Genomic DNA, 24,354 nt, shown 5'->3' with positions numbered 1-24,354 from the left:
GGAAGGCCCATGGCCCTCTCGTATTCGGAAGCCGCCGTGCCCGCGGAGCTGGACAAGGACGAACTCCGCCACACGGTGGCGGACATCCTCGACGTGGAAGCCGCGGACGTCGTGGACGACGCGAACTTCATGGAGGACCTGGCGGTCGACTCGCTGATGGCCCTTGAGGTCGTCGTGGTCCTGGAGAAGCGGTACGCCGTCAAGTTCACGGAGGCCGAGCTGCGCCAGGTCGTCTCGCTCCAGCAGGCGTACGACCTGCTGGCGGGGAAGCTGCGGGCGCAGTGACGGACACCGCCGCGGCGAGCCCCGTACGGGCCGCGCCCCAGGTGCTGCGGGCGCCTGCCGAGGGCGGCGGCGAGGCCCTCTCCTCGCGCGTCGGCTTCCGTATCGAGCCGGACGAACCGGTCTTCGCCGGGCACTACCCGGACTTCCCGATATTCCCCGGGGTGTGCGTGGTCGAGTGCGTGCACCGGGCGGCCCTCGCTACCGCGCCCGGCGCCCCGCTGTCCCTCGCCGCCCTGGAGACCGCCCGCTTCGTCGGCGCGGTCTTCCCCGGCGACGTCCTCACCGTCGACGGCACCTGGAAGGCGCTGGAGGGCGGTTGGACGTACGCGGCGACCGCCTCGACCGAACGCGGTACGGCGGCCAAGGTGCGCCTGCGCTATGCCACGGAGGGAACGCGATGATCGACGCCGCAGGCATCAAGCGGATGCTGCCGCACCGGTATCCCATGCTCCTCGTCGACCGGGTGCTGGAACTGGTGCCCGGCGAGCGGCTCGTGGCGCTCAAGGCGGTGACCTGCAACGAGCCCTGGTACGAGCACATCGGCGAGGGCGCGGACCTCGACCGGTTCGCCTACCCCCAGAGCCTGTTGGTGGAGTCGTGGGGGCAGGCCGCCGGAATCCTCGCGGTCCACGGCGGCTCCGGCACCGAGGAGACCACGGACCAGGTCATGCTGGCCGGCGCCATGTCGGACGTCGCGTTCCTGCGGCCGGTGTACCCGGGCGATCTCCTCGAACACCGGGTGCGGGTCTTCCGCGCTCTCACCGACACCGTGATCTTCGACGGCGAAACGCTCGTCGACGGCGAGGTCGCCATGACCTTCTCCCGCATGGTCATGGCGTTCCGGCCCGCGGACCAGCTCCGCCCGCCGACCGGGACCACGGCCACCGCCCGATAGCGGAGCGCGGCAGCAGCGAACCAGCCCACACCAGGAGAGAAGAACGATGGCAGAGAACAGCGGATCGAAGGTCGCCCTGGTCAGCGGCGGGTCACGCGGAATCGGCCGGGAAGTCGTGCTGCGCCTCGCGAGCGACGGCTTCGACGTCGGCTTCTGCTACCAGTCCAACGAGCAGGCGGCCAGGAACCTGGAGAAGGAGGCCGCCGAGCTCGGCGGCAGGGTCGTGGCGTTCCAGGCCGACGTCGCCCAGGGGGACTCGGTGCGAGCGTTCGTCGCGGAGACCGAGAACACCCTGGGAGCGGTGGACGTCGCGGTCACCTCGGCCGGCATCACCAAGGACAACCCGCTTCTGATGATGCCGGACGAGGACTGGCACAAGGTCATCCAGGTGAACCTGGACGGCGTCTACAACGTCTGCCGGTCGGTCATCTTCGAAATGATGAAGCGCAAGTCGGGCTCCATCGTGAACATTTCGTCGGTGGCCGGGGTGTACGGCAACGCCACCCAGTCCAACTACGCCGCCTCCAAGGCCGGCATCATCGGCTTCTCCCGTTCCCTCGCGAAGGAAGTCGGCCGGTACGGAATCCGGGCCAATGTGGTGGCCCCCGGATTCATCGAGACCGACATGACCGCGGTCCTCGGCGAACAGGTCACGAAGAAGGCGCTCCAGCAGATTCCGCTCAAGCGCCTCGGCCGCGCCGAAGAGGTCGCGGACCTGGTGTCCTACCTGGCCTCGGAGCGCGCCTCCTACATCACGGGTGCCGTGTTCCAGATCGACGGCGGCATCACCATCTGACCCATCCGACCCGCAGCAACCGAAAAGGCGGAACACTTCACCATGGCCAAGACGAAGAAGCCACCGCGGTGGTATTTCTCGCTGCGCAGCCCCTATTCGTGGTTTGCCTGGCTCGACCTGATGGAGCGGTACCCGGACGTGGCCGACGGAATGGAGTGGATTCCGTTCTGGGAGCCCGACGAGATCACTCAGCAGATGCTGGACGAGGCCGATGTGGAACTTCCCATCGTGGCCATGTCCCGGGCCAAGAACTTCTACATCCTTCAGGACCTCTCCCGCCTCTCCAAGGCCCGCGGCCTGAAGATGACCGTGCCGATCGACAGGGAGCCCAACTGGGAGGTGTCCCACCTGGCCTATCTCGCGGCGGCGGAGGAGGGGCGCGGGCGCGACTTCGTCGCGGCGGCGTACCGGGCCCGCTGGCAGGAGGGCCGGGACATCACGAGCCGGCAGACGATCGGTGAGATCGCCTCCGAGCTCGGCCTGGACGCCGCACGGTTCGAGGGCGCCGCCGACGATCCGGCGCTGCGCAAGAAGGGTTTCGACTGCCTGGTCTCCTCCTATAAGGACGGCCTGTTCGGGGTGCCGTTCTTCGTGTACGGGCGGGAGAAGTTCTGGGGAGCGGACCGGCTCACGTCCTATGTCGCGGCTTTCCGGAATGAGCCCGTCCAGGACGTCGAGAAATCCTGGCAGGATCATGCAGAGCTGCCGCGCTTCGCCGAGTCCGCCGGAGATGCTGGACACGCAGGCGGCTGCGGTTAGGGCCTGTCGTTCGGATCAGGCGGCTGCCCTCGCGGCCCATTGAGCCGGCCGTGAGGCCGCTGCCGAATTCCGTCGTCCCGATGACCGCCGCGTCTCTCCGAATTTTCCCGAGCGATGTCCACTTGAGGTGTACAGCCATGTCCGATCAGGTTCACACGGTGATGCTGCCTGAGCTGTTTGAGGCACAGGTGGCACGTACCCCGGATAACACCGCATTGCTCTTCGAGGACGAGACGCTCAGTTACGCGGAACTGAACTCCCGGGCGAACCGGCTCGCGAGGCTGCTCGTCGCCCGGGACATGGGACCGGAGCGGGTGGTGGCGCTGGCTCTGCCGCGTTCGGTGGACCTGGTGGTGGCGTTGCTCGCCGTGGTGAAGGCCGGGGCGGCGTATCTGCCGCTCGACCCCGACTATCCGGCGGAGCGCATCGCGTTCATGCTGCGGGACGCGGACCCCGCCCTCGTCCTCACCGTGGCCGGGACCGGGGTCGAGAGGGCGGCGGACGTGCTGTGCCTCGACGACCCGGCGGTCGCCAGCGGCATCGCGGCGTACGCGGACACGGATGTCCGCGACGCCGAGCGGACCCGGCCGCTGGACCTCCGGCACCCCGTGTACGTCATCTACACCTCGGGCTCCACCGGCACCCCCAAGGGCGTGGTCGTCCCCCACGGTGGGCTCGCCAACCAGATCCCCTGGATGCGCGCGGAGTGGGAGCTCACCCCGCGGGACGTGGTGCTCGCCCGGCACTCGGTCAGCTTCGACGCGGCCGGGGTCGAGCTGTGGACGCCACTGGCGGCCGGCGCGGCGATGGCCATGGTCTCCGGCGAGGCGACCCGCGACCCCGAGCTGCTCCTCGACCGCATCCAGCGGCACGGCGTCACCGCCATGGACATGATCCCCTCGTTGCTCGCCGCGATGCCCCACGACGAGCGCGGCCGCAGCGTCAGGGTGATGTTCTCGGGCGGGGAGGCACTCACCCCCGCCCTGGCCCGGCAGCTCATCGACGCCTGGGACCTGCGCCTCATCAACACCTACGGCCCGACCGAGGCCACCATCCAGGCCACCGCGGGCGACTGCGCGGGCCTCACCGACGACGCGGTGTCCGTGCCGATCGGGCTGCCGGTCTGGAACACCACCGTGCACGTCCTGGACGAGAAGCTGCACCCGGTCCCCGCGGGCACCGACGGTGACCTCTACATAGCCGGCGTCCAGCTCGCCCGCGGCTACCTCAACCGCCCCTCCCTGACCGCCGAACGGTTCGTCGCCGATCCGTACGGCCCCGCGGGCACCCGGATGTACCGCACGGGCGACATCGCCCGCATCCTGGAGAACGGCGCGCTCGACTACGTCGGTCGCGCCGACGACCAGGTGAAGCTGCGCGGCTTCCGGATCGAGCTGGGCGAGATCGAGGCCGTACTCGCCGCGCACCCCGATGTGGGGCACGCCGCGGCGGTGCTGCGCGAGGACCGGCCCGGCCGCAAGCAGCTCGTCGGCTATGTGGTCCCGGCGGCCACGGAGCTCCCGCTGGACCCGGCCGAGCTGCGCGAGCACGCGGGGCGCGCGCTGCCCGACCACATGGTGCCCAGCGCGGTCGTCGTCCTCGACGAACTCCCGCTGATGCTGAACGGGAAGCTGGACCGCAAGGCGCTGCCCGTCCCGGAGTTCCGGGCGACCGAGTCGGCCCACGGCCCGCGCACCGTACAGGAGGAGATCCTGTGCGGCCTCTTCGCCGAGGTCCTCGACGTCCCCCGAGTCGGATCCCTCGACAGCTTCTTCGACCTGGGCGGCCATTCCCTGCTCGCGACCCGTCTGGTGTCGCGCGTGCGCGGCGTGCTGGGCGTGGAGCTGCCGATCCGTTCGCTGTTCGAGGCGCCGACGCCGGCGCGTCTCGCGGCGGAGCTGGTGTCGGCGGGTGACGCCCGGCCGGGCATACGTCCCTTCGCCCGCCCCGAGGCGGTGCCGCTCTCCTATGCCCAGCGCGGCCAGTGGTTCCTCAACCGCTACGAACAAGACGGCTCTGCCTACAACCTGGCCTTCGAGGTCCGTCTCTCCGGTGCGTTGGATCGGGAGGCGTTGCGGTCGGCGTTGGGTGATGTGGTGGGGCGGCACGAGAGTCTGCGGACGGTGTTCGCGCAGGTGGGTGGTGAGCCTCGGCAGGTGGTTCTGGGCGATGTCGAGGTGGGGTGGTCGGTGTGTGAGGTGGCGGAGGACGAGCTGTCGGGACTGCTGGCGGCGGAGGCGGGCCGGGGTTTTGATCTGTCGGTCGAGGTTCCGGTGCGTGCGGCGCTGTTCGTGGTGGGTGAGGGCGAGTCCGTCCTCTTGCTGACCGTGCACCACATTGCCGCGGACGGCTGGTCGTTGGGGCCGTTGATGCGGGATGTGTCGGTGGCGTATGGGGCGCGGGTGGCTGGGTCGGCTCCTTTGTGGCCGGCTCTTGCGGTGCAGTACGCGGATTTCGCGTTGTGGCAGCGTGAGGTGCTGGGTGAGGAGAGCGACCCGGGCAGTGAGATCGCCCGGCAGTTGTCGTTCTGGGCGGGTGAGTTGAGGGGTCTGCCGGCGGAGTTGGTGTTGCCGGTGGATCGGTCGCGGCCGGTGGAGGGGTCGGGGCGTGGCGGGGTGGTGGAGTTCGAGCTGGGTGCGGGGTTGCATCGGGCTCTGGTGGGGTTGGCGCGCTCGGAGCGGGCGAGTGTGTTCATGGTGTTGCAGGCGGGGCTTGCGGTGTTGTTGTCGCGGTTGGGTGCGGGTGATGACGTGCCGGTGGGGACGCCTGTGGCGGGGCGTACTGATGAGGCGCTGGATGAGCTCGTCGGGTTCTTTGTGAATACGTTGGTGTTGCGGACGGATGTGTCGGGGGATCCGTCGTTCGTCGAGCTTTTGGGGCGGGTGCGGGAGCTGGATCTGGCGGCGTTCGCGCATCAGGATGTGCCGTTCGAGCGGGTCGTGGAGGCGGTGGGGCCGGAGCGTTCGGCTGCCCGGCATCCGTTGTTCCAGGTGATGCTCGCCCTCCAGAACAACGCCGAGCCGCAGCTCGACCTCCCGGGCGTGACCGCCCGCGTCCGTGAACTCCGTACGGGCGGAGCCAAGTTCGACCTGGTCTTCGACCTGACCGAGCGGTACGGCGACACCGGCACTCCCGATGGTGTGGAGGGGGCGGTCGAGTACAGCGCGGATTTGTTCGACCGGGGGACGGTTGAGGTGTTGGTCGGGCGTTTCGTGCGGGTTCTGGAGGCGGTGGTGGCGGCTCCGGAGGCGCGTGTCGGGACGGTCGAGGTGCTGTCCGGTGCGGAGCGTGAGCTGTTGTCGGGAGGGTGGAACGGCTCCGGTGATGCCGGGGTGGACCCGGCGACGTTTGGGGCGTTGTTCGAGGCGCAGGTGGTGCGGTCGCCGGGTGCTGTGGCGTTGGTGTGCGGCGAGGAGCACCTCTCGTACGCGGAGCTGAATGCGCGGGTGAATCGGCTGGCGCGTGTGCTGATCGGTCGTGGGGTGGGCCCTGAGGGGTTCGTGGCGGTGGCGTTGCCGCGGTCGGTGGACCTGGTGGTGGCGTTGCTGGCCGTGGTGAAGGCGGGGGCGGCGTATCTGCCGGTGGATCCGGATTATCCGGCGGAGCGCATCGCGTACATGCTGCGGGACGCCGCTCCGGCTGTGCTGGTCAGTGTGGAGGGCAGCGGCGTCGGGGCGGGCTCGGGTGTGCCCGAGGTGGTGCTGCTGGATGATCCGCTGGTGATGCGGGAGCTGGCGCAGTGCCCTGCTGGCGATGTGAAGGATGCCGAGCGGGCGGCGGCTTTGTCGGTGTGGCATCCGGCGTATCTGATCTACACCTCGGGCTCGACCGGGCTGCCCAAGGGCGTCGTCGTCACCCACCACGGCCTCGCGAGCTTCTCCGCCACGGAGATCGACCGCTTCTCGGTCACCCCGCAGAGCCGCATCCTTCAGTTCTCCTCGCCGAGTTTCGACGCCGCGGTCCTCGAAATATGCATGGCACTCCCGGCCGGCGCCGCCCTCGTCGTACCGCCGCCCGGCCCTCTCGCCGGTGACGTCCTCGCCAGTGTGCTCGCGGAGCACTCCGTGACCCACGCCCTCATTCCGCCGGCCGCACTCGCCAGTGTTCCGCCGGTCGAGCTGCCTGATTTCCGCACGTTGGTCGTGGGGGGTGAGGCGTGTTCGGCGGAGTTGGTGGACCGGTGGTCTGTGGGTCGGGTGATGGTGAACGCGTATGGGCCGACGGAGTCGACGGTGGCGGCGACGATGAGTGGCCCGTTGGTCGCGGGTGGTGGTGTGCCGCCTATTGGGCGTCCGGTGCTGGGCACGGAGGTGTTCGTGCTGGATGAGGCGTTGCGGTTGGTGCCGCCTGGGGTGCCGGGTGAGTTGTATATCGCGGGTGCTGGTCTGGCGCGGGGGTATTGGCGGCGTTCGGCGTTGACGGCGGAGCGGTTTGTGGCCTGTCCGTTTGGTGGGCCGGGTGCGCGGATGTATCGCACGGGGGATGTGGTTGCTTGGACGGGTGAGGGGGAGCTGCGGTATTTGGGGCGCTCGGATGACCAGGTGAAGGTCCGGGGTTTCCGGATCGAGCTGGGTGAGGTGGGTTCCGTGCTGGCCGGGCATGCGCTGGTGGAGCATGCCGTGGTGGTGGTCCGTGAGGACCGTCCGGGGCGTCGGCAGTTGGTGGCGTATGTGGTGGGGGTTTCCGGTGCGGTGGTGCCGGAGCAGGGTGTGTTGCGCAGGTGGGTGGGTGAGCGGCTGCCGGAGTACATGGTGCCCGCGGCGGTGGTGGTCGTCGACAGCTTGCCGTTGACGCCGAACGGCAAGCTGGACCTGAAGGCCCTGCCCGTGCCCGAGTTCACTGTCGCTGCCGGCCGTGCGCCTCGCACCGAGCGGGAGAAGGCTCTCTGCGGCCTGTTCGCCGAGGTTCTGGGCGTGCTCGAAGTCGGCATCGACGACAACTTCTTCGACCTCGGCGGCGACAGCATCGTCTCCATCCAGCTCGTCAGCAACGCCCGTGCCGCCGGATTCGTGATCACGCCGCGGGACGTCTTCCGGCACCGCACCGTAGAAGCGCTCGCCGCCGCATCCGAGAGCCGCCCCCCGGCGGCGGCCGGCGCGGCCGAGACGGAGGCGGCCGACGCCGGGATCGGCGAGCTGACGGCCACCCCGATCATCGAATGGCAGCGCCGGCGGGGCGGCTCCGTGCGCCGGTTCAGCCAGACCACGCTGATCCGCGTACCGGCTGACCTCGGGAGGGAGCGGCTGGTGAGCGCCCTGCAAACGGTGCTCGACCACCACGACGCCCTGCGGCTCACACTCCGTACGGGCCAGGACTCCTGGTCCCTCACCATCCGCCCGAAGGGCGCCGCCGACGCCGCCGAGTGCGTCCGCACGGTCGACGTGACCGGGCTGACCGACGGCGGCCTGCGGGAGCTCATCGCCGAGGAGACCGAACGGGCCACGAGCAGCCTCGACCCGGAGACCGGCGCCGTGGTCCGTGCCGTCTGGCTCGACTCCGGGCCCGGCCGCCCCGGCCGGCTGCTGCTCGTCCTGCACCACCTGGTCGTCGACGGCGTCTCCTGGCGCATCCTGCTGCCCGACCTGGCGCAGGCCTGGGAAGCGGCACGGGACGGCACGCCGGCCCGGCTGCGCCCGGTGGGCACCTCACTCAGGCGCTGGTCCGAGCGGCTGGCCGCCGCCGCGTCCGAACCGGCCAGGGTGGCCGAGCTCCCGCTCTGGCAGCGGATGCTGTCCGGCGGCGACAAGCCGCTCGGCAGCCGTCCCCTCGACCCCGCACGCGACACCGTGGCCACCGCCCGCTCCGTCACTCTGACGCTGCCGTCCGAACAGACCGAACCGCTGCTCACCACGGTGCCGGCGGCCTTCAACGCGGGCGTCGGCGATGTGCTGCTCACCGCGCTCGCGCTGGCCGTCGGCGACTGGCGGCGGCGCCGCGAGGGCGGCACGGAGCCCGCCCTCCTGGTGGACCTGGAGGGGCACGGCCGCGAAGAGTTCATCGACGGCGTCGACCTGTCCCGAACGGTCGGCTGGTTCACCAGCATCCACCCCGTCCGGCTCGACCTCGGCCGCATCGACCGGGCCGCGGCCCGGGCCGGCGAGGCCGCGGCAGCCGAGGCGCTCAAGCGGGTCAAGGAGCGGCTGCGGGAGCTGCCCGACAGCGGCATCGGCTACGGCATGCTGCGCTACCTCAACCCCCGTACCGCCGCAGGACTCGCGGACCTGTCGGCGCCGCAGATCTCGTTCAACTACCTCGGCCGCTTCGCCACCCCGTCGGACGGTGAGGTGGCGGCGTGGAGCGCCGACCCGCTGGCCGAAGTGGTCGGCGCCGGGGCCGACGCGGACCTGCCGCTGGCTCACTGCCTGGCGATCGACGCGCACACCGAGGACGGCGCGGAGGGTCCGCGCCTGGTGGCCACCTGGACCTGGCCGGACGGCGTGCTGCCCGAGCCAGGCGTACGCGACCTCGCAGGTGCCTGGTTCGCGGCACTGAACGCGCTTTCGGCCCATGTGGAACGGGCCGACGCCCTTGCCTTCACTCCTTCGGATCTTCCGCTGGTGTCGTTGTCACAGGCAGAAATCGAACTTTTGGAATCCGAGTGGAGGAACTCATGACCAAGCCGGGACTCGCCGATGTTCTGCCGCTGTCGCCCCTTCAGGAGGGCATGCTCTTCCTCGCGCTGTACGACGAGCAGGCCGTCGACGCCTACACCTTCCAGCTCGCCTTCGAGCTGGAGGGCGACCTGGACGCGGCCGGCCTGCGCGCCGCGGGAGACGCGCTGCTGCGCCGCTACCCCAACCTGCGCGCCGGTTTCCGGCACGAGAAGCTCAGCAGGCCGGTGCAGGTGATCCCGCACCAGGCCGAGATGCCCTGGCGCGAGGTGGACCTGCGGGGCGAGTCCGCCGATGGCCGCGCGGCCGCGCTGGCCCGGCTCGCCGACGAGGACCGCACCCACCGCTTCGACCTGAGCCGCCCGCCGCTGCTGCGCTTCACCCTGGTCCGCCTCGCGGACGAGCAGTACCGCCTACAGATCGTGCTGCACCACATCCTGCTCGACGGCTGGTCCTTCCCGCTCCTCGTGAACGACCTGTTCGAGCTCTACGCCCGGCGCGGCGACGAGACCGGGCTGCCCCGGGTGACCCCGTACAGGGAGTACCTGGCCTGGCTCGCCCGGCAGGACAAGGCCGGGGCCGAGGCCGCCTGGCGCGGTGTGCTCGACGGCGTCACCGAGCCGACCCTGCTGGCTCCGGCCGCCGCGGGCAACGCGGTACGGGTAGCACCCGAGGAGTTCACGGTCGACCTCTCCACGGAGCTCACCGCTGCCCTCGACTCCCTGGCCCGCGCCCGCGGCCTGACCATGAACACCCTGGTCCAGGGCGCCTGGGGGCTGCTGCTCGGGTCCGCCACCGGCCGCTCCGACGTGCTCTTCGGCGCCACGGTCTCCGGCCGGCCGGCGGAGCTGCCCGGCGTCCAGTCGATGGTGGGCCTGTTCATCAACACGATCCCGGTGCGCGTCGGCATCGACCCCGCCGAGTCGGTCGCGGGCCTGTTCGGCCGGATCCAGGACCAGCAGACCGAGCTGATGGACCACCACCACGTCGGCCTGACCGAGATCCAGCGGCTCACCGGCCAGAGCGTGCTCTTCGACACCCTCGCCGTCTTCGAGAACTACCCGCTCGACTCCGGCGAGCTGGAGAAGTCGGTCGCCGGAGTCCGCGTCCGTGGCCTGACCGCGCGCGATGCCACGCACTACCCGCTGAGCCTCATCGCCTACCCCGGCGAGCACATGGTCCTGAGGGTGGGGCACCGCCCCGACCTGGTGGAACGGGCGACCGCTGAGACGCTGGTCGCACGCCTCGTCCGGATCCTCGAAGCGGTCGCCGCGGACCCGGATCGCAGCGTCGCCTCACTCGACATGCTCTCGGCGGGTGAGCGGGGGTTGGTGCTCGGGGAGTGGGCCGGTGCGGGTGGGGTGGTTCCCGGGGATGTGACGTTGCCGGGGTTGTTCGAGGCTCAGGTGGTGCGGGCTCCGGACAGTACGGCTCTGGTGTTCGGTGAGGAGTCGGTTTCGTATGGGGAGCTGAATGCGCGGGCGAATCGGCTTGCGCGTTTTCTGATCGCTCGTGGGGTGGGTCCTGAGCGGTTTGTCGCGGTGTCGTTGCCTCGGTCGGTGGATCTGGTGGTGGCGGTGCTCGCGGTGCTCAAGGCGGGTGGCGCGTATGTGCCGGTGGATCCGGATTATCCGGCTGAGCGGGTGGCGTATCTCCTCGAGGATTCGGCGCCGTCGTTTGTTCTGGATGGGGAGGCGTTCGCGGGGGCGGACGTGAGTGGTTTTGCTGATGTGGATGTGAGGGACGGGGAGCGGTTGGGTGCGCTGTCCGGGCTTTCGGCGGCGTATGTGATTTATACGTCGGGTTCGACGGGGCGGCCGAAGGGTGTGGTGGTTCCGCACGGGAATGTGGTGCGTCTGTTCTCGGCGACGGACCGGTGGTTTGATTTCGGTCCGGATGATGTGTGGACGCTGTTCCATTCTTTTGCTTTTGATTTCTCGGTGTGGGAGATCTGGGGTCCGCTGTTGCATGGTGGGCGTCTGGTGGTGGTGCCGTTCGCGGTGAGCCGTTCTCCGCAAGAGTTTCGGGCTCTGTTGGTGCGTGAGGGTGTCACGGTGCTGAGTCAGACGCCGTCGGCGTTCTATCAGCTGATGGCCGCGGACGGGGAGTGTGGTCCGGGGGACGGTGAGCTGGTGCTGCGCCGGGTGGTGTTCGGTGGTGAGGCGCTTGATCTGTGGCGTCTTGGGGACTGGTATGCGCGGCATGGGGATGCGGCGCCGGTCTTGGTGAATATGTATGGGATCACTGAGACGACGGTGCATGTGAGTTATGTGGCGTTGGATTCGGGCCGGGTGGCGGAGAATGCCGGCAGTGTGGTGGGCCGGGGTATCGCGGATCTTCGGGTGTATGTCCTTGACGGGGCGTTGCGGCCGGTTCCGGTGGGGGCGTCGGGTGAGTTGTATGTGGCGGGTGCGGGTCTGGCGCGGGGTTATCTGAACCGTGCGGGTCTTACCGGGGAACGGTTTGTGGCTGATCCGTTCGGGGTTCCGGGTACGCGGATGTACCGGACGGGTGATGTGGCGCGTTGGACGGCGCGGGGTGAGCTGGAGTTTCTGGGCCGGGCTGATGATCAGGTGAAGGTCCGGGGTTTCCGGATCGAGCTGGGTGAGGTCGAGTCGGTGCTGGCCGGTGCCGGTGGGGTGGGTCAGGCCGTGGTGGTGGTCCGTGAGGACAAGCCCGGTGACCGGCGTCTGGTGGCTTATGCGGTGCCGGCCAAGGGTGTGGTGCTCGATCCGGCGGTGCTGCGTGCTCATGTCGCGGGCGCGGTGCCGGAGTACATGGTGCCCTCGGCGTTCGTGAGCCTGGACGCCCTGCCGCTGACCGGCAACGGAAAACTCGACCGCAAGGCACTCCCCGCTCCCGAGGCTCCTTCGGGCGGTATGGGGCGAGCCGCCCGTACCCCGCAGGAGGAGATCCTGTGCGGGCTGTTCGCCGAGGTACTCGACGTCACCCGCGTCGGCATCGACGACAACTTCTTCGACCTGGGCGGCCACTCACTCCTGGCAACCCGGCTCGTCTCGCGGGTGCGGTCCGCACTCGGCGCCGAGCTCGCGATCCGCACCCTCTTCGAGGCCCCCACAGTGGCGCGGCTCGCGGCGGAGCTGGCGGGCGCGGGCGGGGCCCGCGCAGGCATACGCCCGTACGCCAGGCCCGACATCGTTCCGCTCTCGGTCGGCCAGCGCGGACAGTGGTTCCTCAACCGTTTCGACGACGGCAGCGGCGCCTACAACATCCTCCACGCCCTGCGGCTCTCGGGAGCCCTCGACCGGGAGGCGCTGCGGCTCGCCCTGGACGACGTGGTCGCCCGGCACGAGAGCCTGCGGACGATCTACCCCGAGATCGACGGCATGTCCCGCCAGGTGATCCTCGACGAGGCCGAGGTCGACTGGACGGTGCGCGAGATGCCCGAAGAGCAGCTCGCCGGGGCGCTCGCCGCCGAGGCGGCGGAGGGCTTCGACCTCTCCCTCGACATCCCGGTCCGGGCCGCCCTCTTCGTGCTTGGCGAGAGCGAGTCCGTACTGCTCCTTTCCATGCACCACATCGCGTCGGACGGCTGGTCCCTCGCGCCACTGTCGCGGGACTTGTCGGACGCCTACCGGGCCAGGATCGCCGGCGCGGCTCCCTCCTGGGCCGATCTTCCGGTGCAGTACGCGGACTTCGCGCTCTGGCAGCGCGAGGTCCTGGGCGACGAGGCGGACCCCGAGAGCGAGATCCGCCGGCAGCTGTCCTACTGGACCGACCAACTGGAAGGACTGCCGCAGGAGCTGACGCTGCCCGCGGACCGGCAGCGGCCCACCGAATCCTCCGGCCGCGGCGGCCTGGTCGAATTCACCCTGGAGCCCGGCCTCCACCAAGGGCTCGTGGACCTCGCCCGCTCCGGCCGGGCCAGTGTGTTCATGGTGCTCCAGGCCGGTGTCGCGGCGCTCCTCTCACGGCTCGGCGCGGGCTCCGACATTCCGATCGGCACGCCGGTCGCGGGCCGTACCGACGAGGCGCTCGACGACCTCGTCGGGTTCTTCCTGAACACGCTGGTGCTGCGCACGGACACCTCCGGCGACCCGGCCTTCGACGAACTCGTCGGACGCGTACGGGAGGTCAACCTGGCGGCCTACGCCCACCAAGACGTGCCGTTCGAGCGCCTCGTGGAAGCGCTCAAGCCGGAGCGGTCCACCGCCCGGCACCCGCTCTTCCAGGTGATGCTCGCCCTCCAGAACCAGGCCGAGGCCCGCCTCGACCTGCCCGGCCTCCAGGCCGTCACGGAGCCGGTGGACATCGCCACGAGCAAGTTCGACCTGGCCCTCGACCTCACCGAGCGCTTCGCCGCCGACGGCACGCCGGAGGGTGTCGACGGCTTCCTCCAGTACAGCGCCGACCTGTTCGACCGGGAGACGGCCGAGGCACTGGTGGCCCGGTTCTCCCGCTTCCTGGGGTCGGTGGTCGAGGAGCCCGGGCAGCGCATCGGAGCCGTGGAGGTGCTCGCGCCGGCCGAGCGCGAGCGGGTCCTCGTGGAGTGGAACGCCTCCGCGCACGAGCTCGCCCCGGCCACCCTGGCGGACCTGTTCGAGGCCCAGGCGGCCCACACCCCGGCCGGCACCGCCCTCGTACACGGCGAGGAGTCCCTCTCGTACGGAGAGCTGAACGCCCGGGCCAACCGCCTCGCGCGGCTGCTGACCGGCCGGGGGGTCGGTCCGGAGCAGGTGGTGGCCCTCGCCCTGCCCCGCTCCCCCGACCTCGTGGTGGCCCTGCTCGCGACCGTCAAGGCGGGCGCGGCCTACCTGCCGGTCGACCCGGAGTACCCGGCCGAGCGCATCGCCTTCATGCTGAAGGACGCCGCCCCCGCCCTGGTGCTGACCACGAGCGGCTCCGGGATCGAGACCAAGGCCCCGGCCCTGCCGCTCGACGCCCCGGAGACCGTCGCGGCCCTCACGGCCCACTCCGGCGCCGACCTGACGGACGAGGACCGGACCACCCCGCTCACCGACCGGCACCCGGTGTACGTCATCTACACCTCGGGCTCCACCGGCACCCCCAAGGGCGTCGTCGTCACCCATAGCGCCTTGACGAACCAACTGCGCTGGCTCGCGGCGGAGACGGAGCTGACGCCGCGGGACGTGGTGCTCGCCCGCACCCCGGTCAGCTTCGACGCGGCCGGCGCCGAACTGTGGCAGCCGCTGGTCGCCGGTGCCGCCGTGGCCCTGGCGTCGGCCGAGGTGAGCCGCGACCCCGAGCAACTGCTCGCGTTCATCGGGCGCCACGGCGTCACCGTCGCCCAGTTCGTGCCCTCCCTGCTTGCCGCGATGCCGCTGGACGAACGCGGCCGGTGCGTCCGGGCACTGCTCATGGGCGGTGAGGCGCTGCCCGCGGCCCTGGCCAGGAAGGCCGCGGAGGCCTGGGACGCCCAGGTGATCAATGTGTACGGCCCGACCGAGGTCACCATCCAGGCGACGTCCGGGCGCCTCGAAGGCCTCACCGACGGCGCCACGACCGTCCCGATCGGCCGTCCGGTGTGGAACACCCGGGTGTACGTCCTGGACGAGCAGCTCCGCCCGGTGCCGGACGGCGTCGCGGGCGAGGTCTACCTCGCGGGCGCGCAACTGGCCCGCGGCTACCTCAACCGGCCCGGCCTGACCGCCGAGCGCTTCGTCGCCGACCCGTACGGGCCGGCCGGCGGCCGGCTCTACCGGACCGGCGACGTGGCACGCCGCACGGCAGCCGGAGAGCTGGAGTACGTCGGCCGCACCGACGACCAGGTGAAGCTGCGCGGCTTCAGGATCGAGCTCGGCGAGATCGAGTCCGCCTTGGCCGCGCACCCCGAGGTGGGCCGGGCCGCGGCCGCCGTCCGCGAGGACAAGCCGGGCCAGCGGCAGCTCATCGGCTACGTGGTGCCCGCGACGGCGGGGAACCTGCCGGACCAGGCCGTGCTGCGCAAGCACGTGGGCGCCGTGGTGCCCGAGTACATGGTGCCCGCCGCGGTCGTCGTGCTCGACGCCCTGCCGCTCACCCCGAACGGCAAGCTCGACCGCAGAGCCCTGCCCGCGCCGGACTTCCGGCCGGAGCAGGCCATGACGGCGCCGCGTACCCCGCAGGAGGAGATCCTCTGTGCGCTCTTCGCGGAGCTGCTCGGCCTGGAACAGGTCGGCGTCGAAGGCGACTTCTTCGACCTCGGCGGCGACAGCATCGTCTCCATCCAGTTGGTGAGCCGGGCCCGCAAGGAGGGCCTGTCGATCACACCCCGCGCGGTGTTCCAGCACAAGACCGTCGAAGCCCTCGCCGCGGCCGCCGGCTCGGTGGCGGGCAACGTCGGCAAGGGGGCCCATACCGGTGTCGGTAAGGTGCCGCTCACCCCGATCATCCACGAGCTGCGCGAACGAGGCGGCCCCATCGGCCGGTTCAGCCTGTCGAGCCTGCTCAGGGCGCCCGCGGACCTGGACCAGAAGACGCTGCTCCAGGCTGTGCAGGCGGTCCTCGACCACCACGACGCGCTGCGGATGCGGCTCGACCGCCCCGCCGCCGGAGTCGGTGAGTGGGTCCTGGAGATCGCCGCCCAGGGCGCGGTGCGCGCCGAGGACTGCGTGCGGCGGGTGGCGGTGGAGGGCCTGGACGAGCAGGCGATGAACGTTCTCCTGGCCGCGGAGACCCAGGCCGCGGGCGACCGGATCGTCCCCAAGGACGGGAGGATGTTCCAGGTCGTGTGGTTCGACGCCGGGGCCGGCCGGCCGGGCCGACTGCTGCTCGTCGGCCACCACCTCGTCGCCGACGGAGTTTCCTGGCGCATTCTGGAGACTGATCTGGCCGAGGCCTGGGCGGCGGCCGCCGCCGGGAAGAAGCCGGAGCTCCAGCCCGTCGGCACCGCGTTCCGCACCTGGGCCGAGCACTTGGTGTCCGGGGCCTACAAGGCGGAGCGGGTCAAGGAACTCGACCTGTGGAGCGAGCTCCTGGAGACGCCCGACATGCTCCTGAGCGACCGGCCGCTCGACCCGACGATGGATGTGGCGAGCACCCTGCGCTACGTCAAGCACGCGCTGTCCATCGAGTGCACGACCGCGATCCTGAGGACCGTGCCCGCGGCGTTCAACGCCGGTGTCAACGACGTGCTGCTCGCCGCGCTCGCGCTGGCCGTCGCGGACTGGCGCCGCCGGCAGGGGGAGACCGAGCACACCGGTGTGCTCGTGGACCTGGAGGGCCACGGCCGCGAGGAGTTCGTCGACGGCGTCGACCTCTCCCGTACGGTCGGCTGGTTCACCAGCATCTTCCCGGTCCGGCTCGACCCCGGACAGATCGACTGGGACGACCTGTGGGCGGGCGGCCCCACCGCAGGCGACGTGATCAAGCGGATCAAGGAGCAGCTGCGGGCGCTGCCGGACAACGGCCTCGGCTACGGCATGCTCCGCCACCTCAACCTCGACACCAAGCCCGTCCTGGCCGACGCCCTGCCGCGGCAGCTCGGCTTCAACTACCTCGGCCGGTTCTCCGGGGCCTCCGAGACCTTCGCCGACTGGACGACCGCGCCCGAGCCCACCCCCGGCATCAGGGACGACAACGCTCCGATGGCACACGCCCTGGAGCTCAACGCCCTGACCGAGGAGGAGGCCGAAGGGCCGCGCCTCGCCGCGGCCTGGTCCTGGCCGCAGGTGCTGTTCTCCGAGCGCGACGTGCGGCAGCTCAGCGAGACCTGGGAGCGGGTCCTGGAAGCGTTCGTCACCCACGTCGAGCGGGGCGGAGCGGGCGGACACACCCCGTCCGACCTGGGCCTTGTCTCCCTCACCCAGGAGCAGATCGACGAGCTGGAGAACGAGCTGGACGACGAGTTCGACGACGAAGACGGCGTGTGAGGGAGACCAGGCAGTGAAGCAGTCGCGTATCGAGGACGTCCTTCCGCTGACACCGTTGCAGGAAGGGCTGTTGTTCCACGCCTCCTACGACGCGGACGCGGTGGACCTCTACACCGTGCAGTCGGTCTACGAGCTGGAGGGGCCACTGGACGGCGAGGCAATGCGGCTCGCCGCCGGTGCTCTGCTCCAGCGCCACGCGGTGCTGCGGGCCGGGTTCCGGCAGAAGGACAACGCGCCGTCGGTGCAGGTGGTGCGGCGCCAGGTCCGGCTGCCGTGGACCGACCTCGACCTGAGCGGCCTGGACGCCGCCGAGCGCGATGCCGAGCTGGCCCGGTTCCTCGACGAGGACCAGGTGCGCGGCTTCGACATGGCACGCCCCCCACTGGTGCGGTTCGCGCTCATCAGGACCGGGCCCGACCGGCACCACCTGGTGATGACCAACCACCACATCCTGATGGACGGCTGGTCGGCGCCGGTGGTGGCGGGCGACCTGTTCGAGCTGTACCGGCGCCGGGGCGACGCGAGCGGCATGCCGAAGGTGACCCCGTTCCGGGACTATCTGTCCTGGCTGGGCCGCCAGGACCGGAGCGCGTCACTCGCGGCCTGGCGCCGGGCCCTGAACGGGGTCACGGGACCCACCCTGCTCGCGCCCGGCCGGGCCGAAGCGGCCGGCAGCGGAGTCCCGGACCACGTCGACCTGGAGCTGCCCAAGGAGCTCTCGGCGGACCTGACCGCCCTCGCACGCCGCCGCGGGTGGACCATGAACACCCTGATCCAGGGGGCGTGGGGGCTCCTCCTCGGCTCGCTGACCGGGCGGGACGACGTGGTGTTCGGCACCACCGTCTCCGGCCGCCCGCCGGAGGTGGCGGGCGTGGAGAGCATGGTGGGTCTCTTCATCAACACCCTGCCGGTCCGGGTGCGGATCGACCCCGCGGAGACGCTCGCGGAGCTGTTCACCCGGGTCCAGGAGCAGCAGATCGAGCTGATGGACCACCAGTACCTGGGTCTCACCGAGATCCAGGCGCAGACCGGGGTGGGCCCGCTCTTCGACACCCTGGTCGTCTTCGAGAACTATCCGGTCGACGAGGAGTCCCTGGAGGCCTCCTTCGACGGCGTGCGGATCTCCGGCGTCGGCGGCCGGGACGCCACGCACTTCCCGCTGTTCCTCTCGGCCGCGTCCGACGACGGGATCCTGCTGCGCCTGAGCTACCGGCCCGACCTCTTCGACCGGGACCTGGTGACGGGTCTGATCGGGCGGCTGGAGCGGATCCTCGCAGCGGTCACGGCCGACCCGGGGCGGCGGGCCGGAGCGGTCGATCTGCTCGACCCCGCCGAGCGCCGGCGGATCCTCGTGGAGTGGAACGACACCTCGCGCGAGGTCCCCCCGGCGACGCTGCCCGCGCTCTTCGAAGCGCAGGTGGCCCGCACGCCCGGGCACACCGCGCTGGTCTTCGGGGACGTCGAGCTGTCGTACGCGGAGCTCAACGAGCGGGCCAACCGGCTCGCGCACCACCTGATCGCCCGGGGCGCGGGCCCCGAACGGCTGGTGGCGCTCTCGCTGCCGCGCTCCGAGCTGCTTCTCGTGGCGCTGCTCGCCGTCCTGAAGGCCGGTGCGGGATATCTGCCCGTCGACCCGAAGTACCCGGCGGACCGGATCGCGTACATCCTCCAGGACTCGCCTCCGGCCCTGGTGCTCACCACCGAGGCGGTGGCCGCCGGGCTCCCCGCCACCACGAGCCCCGTGCTCGCCCTCGACGCCCCGGAAACGGCCGCCGCGCTCGCGGGCCACCCGGCGGACGACCCGACCGACGCCGGACGCACCGCGCCGCTGCGCCCCGGGCACCCGGCGTACGTCATCTACACCTCCGGCTCCACGGGACGGCCCAAGGGCGTGCTCGTCGCGCACGAGAACGCCGTCAACCTCGCGGCCTGGGCCAAGGGCGAGATCGGCGCCGAGCGGCTGCGCCACGTGCTGTTCACCACCTCGCTCAACTTCGACGTCTCCGTCTTCGAGATGTTCGGCCCGCTGCTCCTCGGCGGCACCCTCGAAGTACTCGACGACCTGCTCGCCCTCGCCGAGCGACCGGCGGCGAGCGGGGTCGGAACGCTGGTCAGCGCGGTGCCGTCGGCACTGGCCCAGTTGGTGTCCCAGGGCGACGTCACGGTGGCCGCCGACACCGTCGTCCTCGCCGGCGAACCGCTCGGCGGCCAGGCCGCCAACGCCATCCGAGAAGCCCTTTCGGCCGACCGGCTCGCCAACGTCTACGGCCCCACCGAGGCGACCGTGTACGCGACGATGTGGGCCACCGACGGCGAAGTACCCGCCAGGCCCCCGATCGGACGTCCGCTCTACAACACCCGGGCCCATGTGCTCGACGCCCAGCTCCGGCCGGTGCCCGCGGGCGTGACCGGGGAGCTGTATCTGGCGGGGGCCGGGGTGGCGCGCGGCTACGTGAACCGCCCGGCGCTGACCGCGGAACGCTTCGTCGCCGATCCCTTCGGACCGGCGGGCTCCCGGATGTACCGCACCGGCGACCTGGCGCGCCGGCACCCCGACGGCACGATCGACTGTGTCGGTCGCGCCGACGACCAGGTGAAGCTGCGCGGCTTCCGCATCGAGCTGGGCGAGATCGAGGCCGTGCTCGCCGCGCACCCGACGGTGGGCCAGGCGGCCGCCGTCGTCCGGGAGGACCGGCCCGGCGACCGGCGCCTGGTCGCCTATGCCACACCGGCCCGTGGCGCCACCGTGGACGTGGCGGGGCTGCGTGGGCTCGCGGCGGACCGGCTGCCCGAGTACATGGTCCCCTCGGCCTTCGTGACCCTTGACGCCCTGCCCATGACGTCCAACGGGAAGCTGGACCGCAAGGTGCTGCCCGCGCCGGAGGGCGCGGCGGGCGGTGCGGGGCGCGCCGCCCGTACCCCGCAGGAGGAGATCCTGTGCGGCCTCTTCGCCGAGGTCCTCGACGTCCCCCGGGTCGGTGTCGACGACAGTTTCTTCGACCTGGGCGGTCATTCGCTGCTCGCGACCCGTCTGGTGTCGCGTGTGCGCGGCGTGCTGGGCGTGGAGCTGTCGATCCGTTCGCTGTTCGAGGCGCCGACGCCGGCGCGTCTCGCGGCGGAGCTGGTGTCGGCGGGCGACGCCCGGCCTGGCATACGTCCCTTCGCGCGCCCCGAGGCGGTGCCGCTCTCCTATGCCCAGCGTCGCCTGTGGTTCCTCAACCGCTTCGACACGGGCAGTGCCGCCTACAACCTCTCGTTCGGCCTCCGTCTCTCCGGTGTGCTGGATCGGGAGGCGTTGCGGTCGGCGTTGGGTGATGTGGTGGGGCGGCACGAGAGTCTGCGGACGGTGTTCGCGCAGGTGGGCGGTGAGCCTCGGCAGGTTGTTCTTGAGGACGTCGAGGTCGGGTGGTCAGCGTGTGAGGTGGCGGAGGAGCGCTTGCCTGAGCTGCTGGCGGCGGAGGCGGGCCGGGGGTTCGATCTGTCGGTCGAGGTTCCGGTGCGTGCGGCGCTGTTCGTGGTGGGTGAGGGCGAGTCCGTCCTGTTGCTGACCGTGCACCACATTGCCGCTGACGGCTGGTCGCTGGGTCCGCTGATGCGGGATGTGTCGGTGGCGTATGGGGCGCGGGTGGCTGGGTCGGCTCCTTTGTGGCCGGCTCTTGCGGTGCAGTACGCGGATTTCGCGTTGTGGCAGCGTGAGGTGCTGGGTGAGGAGAGCGACCCGGGCAGTGAGATCGCCCGGCAGTTGTCGTTCTGGACGGGTGAGCTGAAGGGTCTGCCGGCGGAGTTGGTGTTGCCGGTGGATCGGTCGCGGCCGGTGGAGGGGTCGGGGCGTGGCGGGGTGGTGGAGTTCGAGTTGGATGCGGGGTTGCATCGGGCTCTGGTGGGGTTGGCGCGCTCGGAGCGGGCGAGTGTGTTCATGGTGTTGCAGGCAGGCCTTGCGGTGTTGTTGTCGCGGTTGGGTGCGGGCGATGACGTGCCGGTGGGGACGCCTGTGGCGGGGCGTACGGATGAGGCGCTGGATGAGCTCATCGGGTTCTTTGTGAATACGTTGGTGTTGCGGACGGATGTGTCGGGGGATCCGTCGTTCGTCGAGCTTTTGGGGCGGGTGCGGGAGCTGGATCTGGCGGCGTTCGCGCATCAGGATGTGCCGTTCGAGCGGGTCGTGGAGGCGGTCAGGCCGGAGCGGTCGGCTGCCCGGCATCCGTTGTTCCAGGTGATGCTCGCCCTCCAGAACAACGCCGAGGGAAGCCTGTCGCTCCCCGGCCTGGACATCACGCCCGAACCCGTCCGCCGCAGCGGGGTCGCCTTCGACCTCTCCTTCGAGCTGGCGGAGCGCCGCACCGAGGACGGATCTCCCGATGGTGTGGAGGGAGTGGTCGAGTACAGCGCGGATTTGTTCGACCGGGGGACGGTTGAGGCGTTGGTCGGGCGTTTCGTGCGGGTTCTGGAGTCGGTGGTGGCGGCTCCGGAGGCGCGTGTCGGGACGGTCGAGGTGTTGTCGGGTGCGGAGCGGGAGCTGTTGTCGGGAGGGTGGAACGGCTCCGGTGATGCCGGGGTGGCCCCGGCGACGTTTGGGGCGTTGTTCGAGGCGCAGGTGGTGCGGTCGCCGGGTGCTGTGGCGTTGGTGTGTGGCGAGGTGCACATCTCGTACGCGGAGTTGAACGCGCGGGTGAATCGGCTGGCGCGTGTGCTGATCGGGCGTGGGGTGGGCCCGGAGGGGTTCGTGGCGGTGGCGTTGCCGCGGTCGGTGGACCTGGTGGTGGCGTTGCTGGCCGTGGTGAAGGCGGGGGCGGCGTATCTGCCGGTGGACCCGGATTATCCGGCGGAGCGCATCGCGTACATGCTGCGGGACGCCGCTCCGGCTGTGCTGGTGAGTGTGGAGGGCAGCGGGGTCGGGGCGGGTTCGGGTGTGCCCGAGGTGGTGCTGCTGGACGACCCGCTGGTGATGCGGGAGCTGGCGCAGTGCCCTGCTGGCGATGTGAAGGATGCCGAGCGGTCGGCGGCTTTGTCGGTGTGGCATCCGGCGTATTTGATCTATACCTCGGGCTCGACCGGGCTGCCCAAGGGCGTCGTCGTCACCCACCACGGCCTCGCCTCGATGGCCGCGCAGTACCGGGAGCGGCTGCGGATCGACGCCGGCACCCGGCTGCTCCAGCTCCTCTCGCCGAACTTCGACCCCTCGGTCGCCGACGTCGCGATGACCCTGCTGTCGGGGGCTTCCCTGGTGCTCTCGGCCGGGCGGCGCAAGGTGATGAGCGAGGAGCTCGCGGAGCTCATCCGCGAGACCCGGGCCACCCACGTACATCTGGTGCCCTCGATGCTCGCCGGTGTTCCGACGGCTGATCTGCCTGATTTCCGCACGTTGGTCGTGGGGGGTGAGGCGTGTTCGGCGGAGTTGGTGGACCGGTGGTCTGCGGGCCGGGTGATGGTGAACGCGTATGGGCCGACGGAGTCAACGGTGGCGGCCACGATGAGTGGCCCGTTGGTCGCGGGTGGTGGTGTGCCGCCGATCGGGCGTCCGGTGCTGGGCACGGAGGTGTTCGTGCTGGATGAGGCGTTGCGGTTGGTGCCGCCCGGGGTGCCGGGTGAGTTGTATATCGCGGGTGCTGGTCTGGCGCGGGGGTATTGGCGGCGTTCGGCGTTGACGGCGGAGCGGTTTGTGGCCTGTCCGTTCGGTGGGCCGGGTGCGCGGATGTATCGCACGGGGGATGTCGTTGCTTGGACGGGTGAGGGGGAGCTGCGGTATTTGGGGCGCTCGGATGACCAGGTGAAGGTCCGGGGTTTCCGGATCGAGCTGGGTGAGGTGGGTTCCGTGCTGGCCGGGCATGCGCTGGTGGAGCATGCCGTGGTGGTGGTCCGTGAGGACCGTCCGGGGCGTCGGCAGTTGGTGGCGTATGTGGTGGGGGTTTCCGGTGCGGTGGTGCCGGAGCAGGGTGTGCTGCGTACGTGGGTGGGTGAGCGGCTGCCGGAGTACATGGTGCCCGCGGCGGTGGTGGTCGTCGACGCGCTGCCGTTGACGCCCAACGGCAAGCTGGACCTGAAGGCCCTGCCCGTGCCCGAGTTCACTGTCGCTGCCGGCCGTGCGCCTCGCACCGAGCGGGAGAAGGCTCTCTGCGGCCTGTTCGCCGAGGTTCTGGGCGTGCCCGAAGTCGGCATCGACGACAACTTCTTCGACCTCGGCGGGCACTCCCTGCTCATCGTCGACCTGGCGGACCGGATCCGGGAAGCCTTCGGCGTGGAGGTGACGATCCGCGGCGTCTTCGAGGCGCCGACGGCCGCCGGGCTCGCGGAGCTCCTGGACGCCGGGGAGAGCGGGGACCCACGGGATGCCCTGCTGCCCCTGCTGCCTCTGCGGCGCCACGGCGAACGGCCGCCGCTGTTCTGTGTCCACCCCGGCATGGGCATCGGATGGCCCTACTCCGGGCTGCTGCGCGCGGTGGACACGGACCGGCCGGTCTACGCCCTCCAGGCCAAGGGCCTCGTCGACCCCGCCGACCTCCCGCACAGCTTCGCCGAGCTGGTCGACGACTACGTCGACCGGATACGCACCGTGCAGCCCACCGGTCCCTACCACCTCCTCGGCTGGTCGTACGGCGGCGTGATCGCTCAGGCGATGGCCGCACGGCTCCAGGAGCAGGGAGAGCGGATCGCCCTGCTGAGCCTGCTCGACGCATATCCGCTGGACGTGAACCCGGGGGTCGAGGAGCCCAGCCGGGACCAGTTCCTGCGCGAACTCCTCGAATCAGCGGGGCTGGTGGCCGGCGAGGCCCCGCTCGACGGCGAACAGGTGACCGCGGCGCTACGGGCCGCGGGATCGCCGCTCGCCGTACTCGAAGGCCGGCAGCTCGACCATGTCTACGAGGTGTTCCGCAACCTCATCCGGATCGGCGGGGGCGCCGCCCCCGGACGGTTCGACGGCGACCTCCTCTTCTTCCGTGCCGCGGTCGGAGCCGAGCAGCTCGGCATCGAGGCCGGGACCTGGAAGCGATACGTCGACGGCGAGGTCGAGGTGCACGACATCGACTGCCACCACGGCGAGATGACCCAGCCGCACGCGGTGGAGCAGATCGCGGAAGTGCTGCGCAAGGTCCTGTCCGGCACCCCGTAAGGACCGCAAGAACCGCAAGAACCGTCCGCGGACACACGAGCCCCCGTCCCCACGAACCGTTCCCACGA

8 protein-coding genes are annotated in these 24,354 nt (G+C 70.8%); all 8 read left to right on the top strand.

What is annotated here, in order from left to right; all coding sequences use genetic code 11:
* The first annotated feature begins 9 nt into the window (after positions 1-9).
* The 8 genes from ACRAKF_RS19830 (at position 10) to ACRAKF_RS19795 (ending at position 24,286) form a co-directional block, all read left to right on the top strand.
* Positions 10-285, top strand: a complete 276-nt coding sequence (locus ACRAKF_RS19830) for an acyl carrier protein (RefSeq protein ID WP_447038509.1) — start codon at positions 10-12, stop codon at positions 283-285.
* Positions 282-686 carry a 3-hydroxyacyl-ACP dehydratase FabZ family protein gene (locus tag ACRAKF_RS19825; RefSeq protein WP_447038508.1) on the top strand — a complete coding sequence of 135 codons (405 nt, stop codon included), beginning with the start codon at positions 282-284 and terminating at the stop codon, positions 684-686. The genes ACRAKF_RS19830 and ACRAKF_RS19825 overlap by 4 nt, the downstream gene beginning before the upstream one ends.
* The gene (locus tag ACRAKF_RS19820) at positions 683-1,180 is read left to right on the top strand and encodes a 3-hydroxyacyl-ACP dehydratase FabZ family protein (RefSeq protein ID WP_447038507.1); all 498 of its coding nucleotides are present in this window, start codon (positions 683-685) and stop codon (positions 1,178-1,180) included. Before ACRAKF_RS19825 ends, ACRAKF_RS19820 begins: the two co-directional genes overlap by 4 nt.
* A gap of 46 nt (positions 1,181-1,226) precedes the next feature.
* Positions 1,227-1,976 carry a 3-oxoacyl-[acyl-carrier-protein] reductase gene (fabG, locus tag ACRAKF_RS19815; RefSeq protein ID WP_447038506.1) on the top strand — a complete coding sequence of 250 codons (750 nt, stop codon included), beginning with the start codon at positions 1,227-1,229 and terminating at the stop codon, positions 1,974-1,976.
* 42 nt (positions 1,977-2,018) lie between these two features.
* Positions 2,019-2,735 (top strand): DsbA family protein, encoded by a 717-nt coding sequence (locus ACRAKF_RS19810; protein WP_447038505.1) that lies wholly within the window; start codon positions 2,019-2,021, stop codon positions 2,733-2,735.
* 137 nt (positions 2,736-2,872) lie between these two features.
* Positions 2,873-9,349 carry an amino acid adenylation domain-containing protein gene (locus ACRAKF_RS19805; protein ID WP_447038504.1) on the top strand — a complete coding sequence of 2,159 codons (6,477 nt, stop codon included), beginning with the start codon at positions 2,873-2,875 and terminating at the stop codon, positions 9,347-9,349.
* Complete coding sequence (locus ACRAKF_RS19800) at positions 9,346-17,178, top strand: amino acid adenylation domain-containing protein (RefSeq protein ID WP_447038503.1); 7,833 nt, start codon at positions 9,346-9,348, stop codon at positions 17,176-17,178. Before ACRAKF_RS19805 ends, ACRAKF_RS19800 begins: the two co-directional genes overlap by 4 nt.
* 13 nt (positions 17,179-17,191) lie before the next feature.
* Positions 17,192-24,286 carry an amino acid adenylation domain-containing protein gene (locus ACRAKF_RS19795; protein WP_447038502.1) on the top strand — a complete coding sequence of 2,365 codons (7,095 nt, stop codon included), beginning with the start codon at positions 17,192-17,194 and terminating at the stop codon, positions 24,284-24,286.
* Positions 24,287-24,354: the final 68 nt, after the last annotated feature.

The sequence above is a fragment of the Streptomyces sp. DSM 118878 genome (genome assembly GCF_052936595.1).
The sequence above is the reverse complement of the archived record's forward strand: the minus strand, read 5'-3'. Positions and strand labels throughout refer to the sequence as shown.